This window comes from Flavobacterium sp. 120, assembly GCF_003633605.1.
Lineage (GTDB): Bacteria > Bacteroidota > Bacteroidia > Flavobacteriales > Flavobacteriaceae > Flavobacterium > Flavobacterium algoritolerans.
The window spans coordinates 2853766-2866555 of sequence record NZ_RBKZ01000001.1 but is presented as its reverse complement, the minus strand read 5'-3'; the positions used below and the strand labels follow the sequence as shown (position 1 = coordinate 2866555).

General features: G+C 33.3%; 13 protein-coding genes. 8 read left to right on the top strand and 5 right to left on the bottom strand.

Features of this window, described 5'->3' with window-relative positions:
* Positions 1-57 precede the first annotated feature (57 nt).
* Positions 58-699, bottom strand: a complete 642-nt coding sequence (locus C8C87_RS12245) for an O-methyltransferase (RefSeq protein ID WP_099716267.1) — start codon at positions 697-699, stop codon at positions 58-60.
* 81 nt (positions 700-780) lie between these two features.
* Here C8C87_RS12245 and rlmN point away from each other — a divergent pair, with 81 nt between their 5' ends.
* The 6 genes from rlmN to dnaG all read left to right on the top strand — a co-directional run bounded on the left by rlmN (position 781) and on the right by dnaG (position 8069).
* Positions 781-1824, top strand: coding sequence for a 23S rRNA (adenine(2503)-C(2))-methyltransferase RlmN (gene rlmN, locus C8C87_RS12240; RefSeq protein ID WP_121342785.1), 1044 nt, complete (start codon positions 781-783; stop codon positions 1822-1824).
* A gap of 79 nt (positions 1825-1903) precedes the next feature.
* A complete protein-coding gene (locus C8C87_RS12235) occupies positions 1904-2881 on the top strand; it encodes a polyprenyl synthetase family protein (protein WP_121342784.1) in 978 nt (325 codons plus the stop codon).
* 148 nt (positions 2882-3029) lie between these two features.
* The gene (locus C8C87_RS12230) at positions 3030-3590 is read left to right on the top strand and encodes an RNA polymerase sigma factor (RefSeq protein ID WP_099714429.1); all 561 of its coding nucleotides are present in this window, start codon (positions 3030-3032) and stop codon (positions 3588-3590) included.
* Between the two features lie 55 nt (positions 3591-3645).
* Positions 3646-4323 carry a hypothetical protein gene (locus tag C8C87_RS12225; RefSeq protein ID WP_147402376.1) on the top strand — a complete coding sequence of 226 codons (678 nt, stop codon included), beginning with the start codon at positions 3646-3648 and terminating at the stop codon, positions 4321-4323.
* 47 nt (positions 4324-4370) lie between these two features.
* Positions 4371-5963 carry a hypothetical protein gene (locus C8C87_RS12220; protein ID WP_121342782.1) on the top strand — a complete coding sequence of 531 codons (1593 nt, stop codon included), beginning with the start codon at positions 4371-4373 and terminating at the stop codon, positions 5961-5963.
* A gap of 132 nt (positions 5964-6095) precedes the next feature.
* Positions 6096-8069, top strand: coding sequence for a DNA primase (gene dnaG / locus C8C87_RS12215; protein ID WP_121342781.1), 1974 nt, complete (start codon positions 6096-6098; stop codon positions 8067-8069).
* Here the strand turns inward: dnaG and C8C87_RS12210 are convergent.
* Together C8C87_RS12210 and nadE are read right to left on the bottom strand one after the other, a co-directional pair.
* Positions 8066-8695: a response regulator transcription factor gene (locus C8C87_RS12210; RefSeq protein ID WP_099714433.1), complete on the bottom strand. Its 630-nt coding sequence runs from the start codon at positions 8693-8695 to the stop codon at positions 8066-8068. The two genes, dnaG and C8C87_RS12210, sit on opposite strands and share 4 nt — an antisense overlap.
* 94 nt (positions 8696-8789) lie before the next feature.
* Complete coding sequence (gene nadE / locus C8C87_RS12205; RefSeq protein WP_121342780.1) at positions 8790-9590, bottom strand: NAD(+) synthase; 801 nt, start codon at positions 9588-9590, stop codon at positions 8790-8792.
* Positions 9591-9690: 100 nt separating this feature from the next.
* Here nadE and gldB point away from each other — a divergent pair, with 100 nt between their 5' ends.
* Both gldB and gldC read left to right on the top strand, forming a co-directional pair.
* Positions 9691-10647 carry a gliding motility lipoprotein GldB gene (gldB, locus tag C8C87_RS12200; protein ID WP_121342779.1) on the top strand — a complete coding sequence of 319 codons (957 nt, stop codon included), beginning with the start codon at positions 9691-9693 and terminating at the stop codon, positions 10645-10647.
* A complete protein-coding gene (gldC, locus tag C8C87_RS12195) occupies positions 10647-10982 on the top strand; it encodes a gliding motility protein GldC (protein WP_091165314.1) in 336 nt (111 codons plus the stop codon). The genes gldB and gldC overlap by 1 nt, the downstream gene beginning before the upstream one ends.
* Positions 10983-11060: 78 nt before the next feature.
* Here the strand turns inward: gldC and yihA are convergent, their stop codons facing one another.
* Complete coding sequence (yihA, locus tag C8C87_RS12190; protein WP_113634788.1) at positions 11061-11681, bottom strand: ribosome biogenesis GTP-binding protein YihA/YsxC; 621 nt, start codon at positions 11679-11681, stop codon at positions 11061-11063.
* A gap of 33 nt (positions 11682-11714) precedes the next feature.
* Complete coding sequence (locus C8C87_RS12185; RefSeq protein WP_099714437.1) at positions 11715-12488, bottom strand: alpha/beta fold hydrolase; 774 nt, start codon at positions 12486-12488, stop codon at positions 11715-11717.
* Positions 12489-12790 lie beyond the last annotated feature (302 nt).

Here is a 12790-nt window from a genome sequence, read left to right as displayed (position 1 = left end):
AAAAGGATGCCGCTTCTATCAGGGCTAGGGCATTTGTTTTCAATAGAAATATCGAAACTATAGAACTCTGCTTACTGTCAATCCATCACGAATAGGCAACAAAACCGTTTCCACTCTGGGATCAGTTGCTAATAACTGATTGTATTCCAGTAATACTTTTGTACTCAAATCATTTGGGTGTAACGGTTCCAGAACTTTCCCACTCCATAATACATTGTCTGATAAGATAATTCCGCCTGTATTCATTTTTGGAAGAATCAATTCAAAATAGTTGAGGTAATTTTCTTTATCAGCATCGATAAAAACCAAATCAAATTTCAAGTCAAGCGCTGGAATAATGTCAACTGCCTCGCCTAAATGTTGTACAATTTGTTTCCCCCAAGGCGATTTGTCAAAATGTTTTCTTTGAAAATCTACCAATTCTTCTTTGATGTCTATCGTGTGCAATTGTCCGGTTACTTGCATGCCTTCGCACAAACACAACGCCGAATAACCTGTGTAAGTACCAATTTCCAGAATATTCACCGGCCGAATCAATTTAGACAACATACTCAAAACCCGACCTTGAAAATGACCGCTCAACATTCGTGGCAACAGAATTTTTTGGTACGTTTCTTTATTCAACGCCGCCAGTAAAGCAGGCTCTTTTTGAGAATGTTGCTCGATATAATCTTCTAAATCTTGGGAAATGAAATGCATTTTTTGAATTTTTTTCAATTGGAAGCAAAGTTATCAAATTATCAAATCAACAAATCAACAAATTGTCATTAAATTTGCACCATGGAAATCGAGAAAAAAGACATACGATCCTTATCAAAAGAACAATTGCGAGATTTTTTCGTAGCAAATGGAGACAAAGCCTTTCGTGGCAATCAAGTTTACGAATGGTTGTGGAGCAAAGGCGCACATAGTTTTGAGGATATGACCAATGTTTCTAAGGGAACACGCACGATGTTGGAGACGCATTTTGTTATTAACCACATCAAAGTGGATACGATGCAGCGCAGTGAAGACGGAACTGTGAAAAATGCCGTTCGTTTGCATGATGGTTTGGTGGTAGAATCGGTTTTGATACCTACAAATACAAGAACTACTGCGTGTGTTTCGAGTCAAGTAGGTTGTAGTTTAGATTGCAACTTTTGCGCTACAGCGCGATTAAAAAGAATGCGAAATCTAGAACCGGCCGAAATCTATGATCAGGTAATTGCCATTGATAAAGAAAGCCGTTTGTATTACAATCATCCGTTGTCGAATATTGTTTTCATGGGAATGGGAGAACCGCTTATGAATTACAACAATGTTTTGAAAGCAATCGAAATGATTACCTCTCCGGAAGGTTTAGGGATGTCGCCGAAACGTATTATGGTTTCGACTTCGGGAGTTCCTAAAATGATAAAAAAACTCGCTGATGACGAAGTAAAATTCAAATTAGCCGTTTCGCTACACTCTGCAATCGACGAAATTCGCTCCAGAATTATGCCTTTTAGTACTAATTTTCCTTTGGCGGATTTACGTGAATCATTAGAATATTGGTACCGAAAAACTAAAAGTAAAATCTCCTACGAGTATGTCGTTTGGAAAGATATCAATGACAATAAAGCTTCCATAGACGCTTTGGTAAAGTTTTGCAAATACGTTCCTTGCAAAGTAAATCTTATCGAATACAATCCTATCGATGATGGGGAATTTCAACAGGCTTCTGAAGAATCAATTAATGCGTACATAAAAGCGCTTGAAGCTAGCGGAATTGTGGTAAAAGTGCGAAGAAGTCGTGGAAAAGATATTGATGCAGCTTGTGGACAATTGGCAAATAAAGAAGCTTAAGAGTTTTCTTTTCGAAAAATATTCAAAAGAATGCAAGCATTTGTAAGATTCTAGGCTAAAATTGTATCTTTGAATTCTAATGAATATTACTTCACAAATAAAACAGCCCATTTTCAATGAAATGGAACTTTTTGAAAAAAAGTTCTATGAATCGATGACCTCAAAAGTGGCTTTGTTAAATAGAATCACGTATTACATCGTCAACAGAAAAGGAAAACAAATGCGTCCTATGTTTGTTTTTCTGACTGCTAAAATGGTTTCGGCAGGAATTGTAAACGAACGAACGTATCGTGGCGCTTGTGTTATCGAACTGATTCATACTGCGACATTAGTTCATGATGATGTAGTGGATGACAGTAATCGCAGAAGAGGTTTTTTCTCGCTTAATGCGCTTTGGAAAAATAAAATTGCGGTACTTGTGGGTGATTATTTATTGTCCAAAGGATTGTTGCTTTCTATTGATAATGGAGATTTCGATTTGCTACGAATTATTTCTGTCGCTGTACGCGAAATGAGTGAAGGCGAATTACTTCAAATTGAAAAAGCCCGAAGACTCGATATCACAGAAGATATTTACTATGAAATCATCCGAAAAAAGACAGCGACACTTATTGCTGCCTGTTGCGCTCTTGGTGCAAGATCCGTTATTGAAGATGAAGTTCAGGTAGAAAACATGCGTAAATTTGGAGAACTTATCGGGATGGCTTTTCAGATAAAAGATGATTTATTTGATTATACCGAAGATGCCATTGGGAAACCAACCGGAATTGACATCAAAGAACAAAAAATGACGCTGCCTCTTATTCACGTCCTGAATACGTGTACTTCCAAAGAGAAAACTTGGCTTGTCAATTCCATTAAAAACCATAATAAAGATAAAAAACGTGTCAAAGAAGTTATTGCTTTTGTAAAAAACAATAATGGATTGCTTTATGCAGAAAAAAAAATGGTAGAATTCCAGCAAGAAGCCCTTTTGCTTTTAGATAATTATTCGGATTCTGAGTTTAAAGACGCGCTGATTTTGATGGTGAATTATGTGATTGAAAGAAAAAAATAATTTTTTCAAAAATAATTTTCTCTCGTTAACTATTGATTTTATTGACTTTTTTTGGTTTTAATTTTTAGAATCAAAAAATTTTCTATTTAAGATGCAACCTTTTTGCATTGTCAATCGTCTATACTTATAGAAACACTTTATAAAGATTTTGAAAGTAATCAACTTACATCAGGAGGAAAATGAATTAATCGAGTTAGCTGTCGAGAATAATCGGCATGCACAACAGAAAATTTATACCCAGTTTTCTCCAAAAATGTTAAGTGTTTGCCGTCAATACATAAAAGACATTCATCAGGCTGAAGATATCATGATTACTGCTTTTATGAAAGTGTTTACGAATCTGAAGAATTTTCAGCACAAAGGAAGTTTCGAAGGTTGGATTAGAAGAATCATGGTCAATGAATGTATTTCTTTTATCCGAGTTGAAAAAAAGCTAAAGTATAGTGAAGACGAAACCTATTTTGAAGAAAGTTTCAACAACATTGAAAGCCAATTTTCAATAGACGATATTCAGTTTTTAATAGACAGCTTGCCGGATGGTTATAAAATGGTTTTCAATTTATATGCTATTGAAGGGTATAAGCATCAGGAAATTGCAAGTATGTTAGGGATTAATGAAGGAACATCAAAGTCGCAATTGTCACATGCCAGAAAAATGCTGCAAGGGCAGATTAATACGTTAAAAAATTACAGTTATGGAACCGAATAAATTAGAAACCCAGTTCAAAGAGCAATTGAATTCTCGGGAGATCAAACCATCAGAAATGGCTTGGAGCAAACTGGATGCAATGCTTTCGGTAGCTGACTCGAGCAATAGCGAACAGGCGAAGCAAAAACAAAAAACTAAATTCCCTTGGATGTTTATGGCGGCAAGTTTTGTTGGATTTCTATTAATAGGTACGATTTATTTTAAAGGTTTTGAAACTGTAAAAATAGATAAGGGAAATCCAGTAGTTATAGAACAAAAAATAGATAGGGATAATTTAGAAGCGCCAGGAATAATTAATGAAACTGTTTTACCTAGCCAAGTTCAAAAAACAATAGTAGAGACACATAAAGTTGTCGCTGATAATAATAATCTGAAAAAGCAGCCGAAGCAACTTAATAATATAGAGGAGGAAGCTTTAATTATCAATCAATCAAAAGAAAATGATGCTGTAGTTAATTCTTCTGAAAACAAGAATTACCAATCAACAAGTGTAAATAAATATATTTCAGCAGAAAAATTATTAGCAGAAGTTACGAATACTAAATTTGAATCTAAAGCTACTGATAAAACAATTGAAAAAACTAGAAAAGCTATTGTGGTAAATCCAAACAGTTTGTTGTCAAATGCTGAAACAGAATTAAATCAATCATTTAGAGAATCTGCATTGAACAAATTCAATAAAAATTTTAATGCTATAAAAACAGTTTTAGTTAATAGAAATTACGAAGAATAAAAATCAATCATCAATAAAAATCAATCATCAATCAAAAAACGAAAATCATGCAAAAAATTATTTTATTCACAGCAATTGTGGTGCTTTCCTTTCTATGTAAGGTAAACGCTCAAGGAGTAGATGCCATAAAAAATAGTTCAGACTGGCACTATAGAGGTTCAAAGCCGGATAGTTATGAAATGGGATCAGATGCAGGGGCTGAAAAAAACAATCAAACGGTTTACAAAATTAAATCGATTCAAAGTAAAACGAATGGTTTTGGTACTATAATGAAAACCATACAACCGGATGCATTTTTGGGAAAAACAGTCAAAATGACTGCGTATGTGAAAAGTGAAAATGTAAAGTCATGGGCAGGGTTGTGGATGCGAGTAGATTATTATACTGCAGCAGTTTTAGCTTTTGATAATATGCAAAGAAGGCCTATCAAAGGAACTAAGGATTGGACAAAATATGAGGTGGTTTTATATGTTCCAACTGAGGCAACAGCTATTTCGTATGGTATTTTATTAAATGAAACAGGACAAATTTGGTTTAAGGATGTAACAATGGAAGTAGTTGACGACTCCCTTGAAGAAACCGGACAAAATAAAGGAAGAGACCATAAAGTAATTTCCTTTGAAACCAAAGCTAAAGCTATTAGTAACGAAATTAAAGCCATTACAGATAATGAAAAAAATGCACTAAAAGTGGCTGTGGAATTAATTGATAATGACTTAGAAAAAGGTGTTGTTACTAAGGAGCAAGCAAGTGACCTTAAAATGCAAAAAGCAAAAATTCATGCTGCAGCCATTGAAGCAAAAGTGAGTGTTGAACAGGTAAAGTTAAATCAATTGGTACAAGATAAAGTTGATGGAAAAGTAGCGGATGAAAAGGATCATAGAAGAGGAGGTCGAACAATTATTCTAGGTAACAATCCAAATTCAATTGGTTCTCAAACCGAAATTAATATCACTTCAATGAAGGTTTATAATGGTCAGGAAGATAAAGAAGAGCGCCAGTCCAAAAGAACTACTTCACAATTTGTATTCGCTGCTGGATTGAATAATGTAGTGACTGATGGCTCTGTACAAAAATTAGATTTTAGGTATTTAGGATCGCATTTTTACGAGTGGGGATTGAGTTACAATACCAGAATTTTAAAAAACAACAATCTATTGCATGCAAAATACGGGTTTTCTGTAATGTACAATAATTTGCGAGCTACAGATAATAGGTATTTTGTAGTAGATGGAAACCAAACAAACCTTCAGGTAAATCCTATTCATCAGGATGATTCTCGTTTCAAGAATGTTAATTTAGTATTTCCAATGCACTTAGAATTTGACTTCACAAAATCCAAAGAAAGAGATGGGAAGACTTATTTTAAAACACACGATAGTTTCCGTATTGGTTTAGGAGGGTACGTGGGTACAAATCTAAAATCGAAGCAACATATAAATTATGATATTGATGGGTATAAATCAAGAGAAATAACTAAAGGTGATTTTAATGTTGATAGTTTTATATATGGATTAAGCACTTATGTAGGGTATAAATCTACCAGTTTGTACTTGAAATATGACTTGAATCCTTTATTCAAAGACAATACAGTGAAACAGAATAACGTTTCTTTAGGACTGCGTTTTGATTTTAATTAGAAATTGTTTTAGTTAGTTTTATACTTTGAAAAGCACTTTGAAAGAAGTGCTTTTTTTGTTTTAGATATTGAATTATCAACTTTGATTTGTGTATTTTTACACACTTTTCAATTATTAAATTTTATATCTAACTTGATTTCAAAAGCTACCATAGATACTGTTTTCGAAACTGCTCGTGTTGAGGAGGTGATTGGTGATTTTGTACACTTGAAACGTGCAGGAAGTAACTTCAAAGGCTTAAGTCCGTTTTCTGAAGAGCGCTCACCATCGTTCATGGTTTCTCCTGCCAAAGGAATTTGGAAAGATTTTAGTTCTGGAAAAGGGGGTAATTCTGTGGCTTTCTTGATGGAGCACGAAAAATTTACGTATCCGGAAGCCATTCGCTATTTAGCCAAAAAATATAATATTGAAATTGAAGAAACCGAGCAAACGGATGAAGAGAAAGCCAATACGGATGTACGGGAAAGTATGTATTTGGTTTCGGAATTTGCAAAAACCTATTTCCATAATACACTTTTAAACTCTGAAGAAGGGAAAGCAATTGGCTATTCTTATTTTAAAGAACGTGGTTTTACAAATGAAACCATAAAGAAATTTGGTTTAGGATATTCTCCTGAAGCTTGGGATGCTTTTACCAAGGAAGCATTAGGCAAAGGATATAAATTAGAATTCCTGGAAAGTACAGGACTTACAATTCCTAGAGATGACAGACCTTTCGATAGGTTCAAAGGGCGTGTGATGTTCCCAATACAAAGTATGTCAGGAAGAGTTCTCGGTTTTGGAGGAAGGATTCTTACCAATGATAAAAAAGCGGCAAAATACCTGAATTCACCAGAGAGTGAAATTTACCATAAAAGTAAAGTGTTGTATGGTATTTTTCAAGCCAAACAATCCATTGCAAAACTGAATAATTGTTATTTAGTTGAAGGATATACGGATGTAATTCAGTTCAATCAATCTGGAATTGAAAATGTGGTTGCTTCTTCGGGAACAGCTTTGACGCCAGATCAAATCCGTTTGGTTAATAGATTGACAAAGAATATTACCGTTCTTTTTGATGGAGATGCGGCCGGTTTGCGTGCTTCCATTCGTGGAATCGATTTGATTCTTGAAGAAGGAATGAATGTAAAAGTATGCACTTTTCCTGATGGAGAAGATCCAGATAGTTTTGCTAAGAAAACGTCTTATGATGATTTAGTATTATACCTTGAAAATAATGCTAAAGATTTCATTCAGTTTAAAGCATCGCTTTTGATGAATGAAGCGAAGAATGATCCTATAAAAAAAGCAGACTTGATTCGGGATATGGTTGTCAGTATTTCTAAGATTCCGGATAGAATTCAACGTGAAATTTATATTCAGGAATGTTCCCGAATTATGGATATTTCGGAGCAAGTGCTTGTGAGTACCTTAGCACAATTAGTTCAAAAAGATGTTGTTGAAGTTGGCAAAAAGCAAAAACAAGAACAAAAAGCTTTTGAAGTTGTAAAAAATGAAAATCCTGTTGATGCGGAAAAGGTAGATATTTTATATCGTTTGGAAAGAAAAATTATTGAGATTCTATTGTTGTATGGAAACAAGAATGAAGAATTTGAAGATACATTTTTGAGAACAAATACTGAAGGTGAAATTGAAACTGTCGTTGAAAAAAGAGAGTATAAAGTATATCAAAGAATTTATTTGAGTTTGCAAGAAGATGAAGTTGAATTAGCAAACCCGCTGTTTCGGGACATATTCAATAACTTGATTAACTATTACCATCAGAATGAGACTTTCAGTTTAGAGCAATATTTAATGCATTTGCAAGTTGAATTTGCACAAGAAGTTACTGATATTTTGATGGAAGATGAAAGAGTTGTTTTGCACAATTGGGAAGGTCAAAATATTTTTCCAAAATCTAAAAACGATACAATAAGTCAAAATGTATCCGAAACGATTCTAACTTTAAGATGGTATTTGGTAGGTAAAATAATCGACGAATTAAAAAGCTCTCTATCATCCGAAGCTGGTTCAGATAATACAGAGCCTTTGTCTATGGTTATGGATTATAATATATTAGTCCATTCTTTTTCAAAAAAATTAGGGAGAGTTATGTCGCGGTACTAAACGATCTCTAAAGTTTTTGCTTTGTTTACCAAGTCTACTAAATTAGTAACATTTAGTTTTGTAAGTAATCGTAATTTGTACGTACTAATTGTTTTTTCGTTTAGTTTCAGAATATCAGCTATCTCATGATTCTTCTTCCCGTCACTTAGATAGCGTAAAACTTCTACTTCACGATTAGAAAGCTTACGATATAAGCGTTCGCTCTTACTTTGTTTTGCAATTAGGGCTAGATTTTTCTTTACGGTTTCATTTATAATTATCTTTCCTTGGTGGACTTTGATAATTGAAATTCCTAAAGTTTCTAGTTTTTCTTTTTTGTGGATGAATCCTGAAACTCCTGCTTTAATAGCATTTGGAGCATAGATTTGTTCTGAAAGACCACTGAAGATGATAATTTTAGTTTTTGGAAAATTTTTCAAGACTGCTTTAACCTCAAAAATACTGGAAAGACCTTCCAGCTCCAAATCTAAAACTAAGACATCAATCTCTTTAGTTAAAAGTATATCCCGTACCATCAAGAAATTACCAACATTGGCAACTATTGATATGTCTGCATTATCTTTAAAGTAAGATTTTACTCCAAAATGCACAACAGGATAATTATCGGCTATACATACTTTAATCATGATTTTAAATTTTTAGAATTATTTGTTATTGGAAATGTAAAATTAATAAATAAATTCTGTAATTAATTGTAAATCAATATAAAATGTGACTTCTTTATTCTTTTGGGATAAAACAAACAGGAATTGCTGTCATTTTATGTTGATTGATCGCATTTAATCGCTTGTAAATTTCGAAAACAACCTTTTCTCTTCCTGAAAAAGCATCTGAAGATTGTCCAGCTTCATCTTGGGTCATTGCCCATTCCAATTCGTCATAACTGGCACCTAATTGATCTTCATCAGTCCTTTCATCACCAAATAATCCATCAGTAGGTGATGCATTTAAAATAGAGTCCGGAACTTTCAAATAACTTCCTAAAAGAAACACTTCAGACTTCATTAAATCAGCAATAGGACTCAAATCAACTCCGCCATCACCATATTTTGTATAGAAACCCACTCCAAAATCTTCTACTTTATTTCCAGTTCCTGCGACTAATAAACAATGAATCCCTGCAAAGTAATACAGCGTTGTCATTCTTAATCGTGCTCGAGTATTGGCAAGTGATAAATGAAGTCTAGCTGTATCTGAAACATCTGGAACTGCTGTCTTGAAGGTTTCAAAAACAGAGGTCAAATCAGCTTCAATACTGGATACATTAGGGAATCTTTTTTTTAATTGTTCAATATGCTCCCGTCCACGAGTTACATGACTTTGCGCTTGATGAATGGGCATTTCAACACATAAAACTTTTAATCCTGTTTGTGCACATAATGTTGAGGTAACTGCCGAATCTACTCCTCCGGAAACTCCAATTACAAAACCATTTACTTTTGCATTTTCAGCATATGTTTTTAACCAATTTACAATGTGGGTATTCACTTTTTCAACTTGTAATGTGCTTTTTTTAGTCATAATAGTTTACGTTTTAAAAATCAGGAATGTATATTTGCAAAATCAATTTGTTGCGCGTTCGTTTCCTTAGATTCTTTGGAAACAAATTTAATTAATATATATGAAAAAATATCTGTTTCTTGTAGTCTTTTGTCTCTTTATTTTATCCTGTGACAAGAAAAACAAAGTAGAAAGTGCTGTTACAGCAATTCCTTTGGAAGTAAAAGTGGAGCGCTTTGATAAAATATTTTTTGAAACTCCACCACAGGATTTAGAAAAAGTAAAAAAACAGTTTCCGTTTTTTTTTCCTCCAGGAAATGATAATAGTGTTTGGTTGAGTAAAATGCAAGATCCCTTATGGAGAGAATTGTATACAGAAGTTCAAAAAAAATATGGTGATTTTGAGCCCGTAAAATTAGAGTTAGAAACACTTTTTAAACATATCAAATACTATTTTCCTAAGACAAAAACGCCAAAAGTGATCACTATAATCTCTGAAATGGATTATAAAAATAAGGCTATTTATGCGGATAGTTTGGTGGTGATTTCACTTGAATTGTATTTAGGAAAGAATCATAAGTTTTATCAGTTTCCAAATTATTTAAAACAAAATTTTGAGGAAAGACAAATCGCTCCAGATGTAGTTTCGAGTTTTTCAGCAGGTAAAATTCCACCGGTTTTAGATAAAGATTTGTTAAGCCAAATGATTTATTCTGGGAAGCAATTGTATTTAAAAGACTTACTTTTGCCGGATTATACCGATGCTGAAAAAATGGGATATACTCCAGAACAGATAACATGGTGTCAAGAAAATGAAAGTTACATGTGGCGTTATTTTATTGAAAAAGAAATGCTTTACAGTAATGATCAAAAATTAATTTCCCGGTTTATAAATCCGGCGCCATTTTCTAAATTTTATTTGGAAATTGATAATGAATCACCAGGGCAGGTTGGTGCCTGGATAGGATGGCAAATGGTACGCTCTTATATGATAAATAATGACGTGCCTTTGGTAGATTTATTAAAAACCAATGCAAAAGAAATATTTGTGAAATCAAAATACAAACCTAAAAAGTAATGTCGAATAAAAATACATCAGAAATTAAGTTTCTAATTGAATTAGATGAAAACCGTGTTCCGGAAAAATTAATGTGGTCTGCCAAAGATGGTGGAGTTGAACAAGAAGAGGCAAAAGCGATTATGTTGTCTATCTGGGACAGCAAGGCAAAAGAAAGTATGCGAATTGATTTATGGACTAAAGATATGCCGGTTGATGAAATGAAAATTTTCTTTCACCAGACTTTAGTGGCAATGTCAGAAACATTTAAACGTGCTACTGATGATGAGAAAATGGCTGACACCATGAAAGATTTCTGTGATTATTTTGCCGAGAAATTGGAGTTGACAAAATAGAGTAACTTGCATACTAAAAAAATAAAATCCCAAAACTAAACTTTAGTTTTGGGATTTTTTATATTCTAAATATAGTTTTTAAAATTGACTATTGTTTTTGAAAACCTCTTGATTTACCTCGTCAATATAACTTAATAATTCTTCTTTTCCAGTAGATTCTGTTGCGGAAGTAACAAAGTAATGTGGCATTTCGGCCCAATTGTTAGCGAACATTTTCTTTTTGTAAGCCGCAATATGAGAGTCAATTTTTACTTTACTGATTTTGTCAGCTTTGGTGAAAACAATACAAAAAGGAATTTCACTTTCGCCCATGTAGGACATGAATTCAATATCTATGGTTTGCGCTTCATGACGAATGTCAATCAGAACAAATGCACAAACTAATTGTTCTCTGGTTTCAAAATAATCAGTAATAAACTCCTGAAAAATTGATTTCGTTTTTTTAGAAACTTTAGCATAACCGTAACCTGGTAAATCTACAAGAAACCAATTGTTGTTAATCAAAAAATGATTAATTAATTGTGTTTTTCCTGGCCTTCCTGATGTTTTAGCTAGCTTTTTATGATTCGTTAGCATGTTTATCAAAGAGGACTTCCCAACATTTGATCGGCCAATAAAAGCGTATTCCGGCAAAAAGTCTTTTGGACATTTGGATACATCGGAGTTGCTGATAACAAATTCGGCAGTATTAATTTTCATTTTTTCTAGGTGTAAAATTCTCCTTTTTTAGGATTAGTGTACTGATAAATGCGTGTGCGTTAACCAGTCTTCTAATAAACGATTAAATTCATCAGGATGCTCCATCATAGCTGCGTGACCACATTTATCAATCCAGTATAAGGTAGAATTAGGTAATAATTTATTGAATTCTTCTGCAACATCCGGAGGCGTAACTTTGTCGTTTTTTCCCCAAATTATACAGGTTTGAACATGCATTTTCGGCAAATCTTTTGCCATATTATGACGAATGGCGCTTTTGGCAATTGTCAATGTTTTTATCAATTTTATTCTGTCATTTACGGATTCGTAAACTTCATCAATAAGTTCTTTAGTGGCTACTTTTGGATCATAAAATACATCTTCAGCTTTTTTCTTGATGTATTCATAATCGCCTCTTTTAGGATAACTGTCACCCATAGCGCTTTCATAAAGGCCAGAACTTCCGGTAATTACAAGTCCGGCTACTTTTTCGGGATACATTTTAGTGTGGTATAAAGCAATATGGCCGCCTAATGAATTTCCTAACAGAATTACTCTGTCCAGCCCCTTGAATGTGATAAAATCTTTAACATATTTCGCAAAACTTTTTACATTCGTTTTTAAAATGTTTTGAGTGTATATAGGTAAATCTGGAATGATTATTTTATATCCTTTTGTAGAAAAGTAACTTGCAACAGCATCAAAGTTGCTAAGTCCACCCATAAGCCCGTGTAAGATGACAATTGGAGTTCCTTCGCCAGCTTCGTAATAGCTATATCTACCTTCTTTTTTATAGTGTTTTTCCATTTTTTTTGAATGCGGATTTTCAATTTTGACAAATATAGGATTTAATAAATAAAAAAGAATTTTTACAACAATTTTTAATTGTAAAATTATGCGTGTTGTTATAAAAACAGACTTCTCTTTTTTGTGTATTTGAGCTTCAAATTTTAATTATTTTGAACTTGTTATTACCATTTTAAATTGAAATTTCATTGTATTTCACCTCCTTTTTTTAATAACATTACCTTTCTTACAAATAAAACAAAAGAGAGCTAACGTTCTGACTGTCCAAAAATTAAGGGTTTTTGTTTCAAAGTGGTTAAACT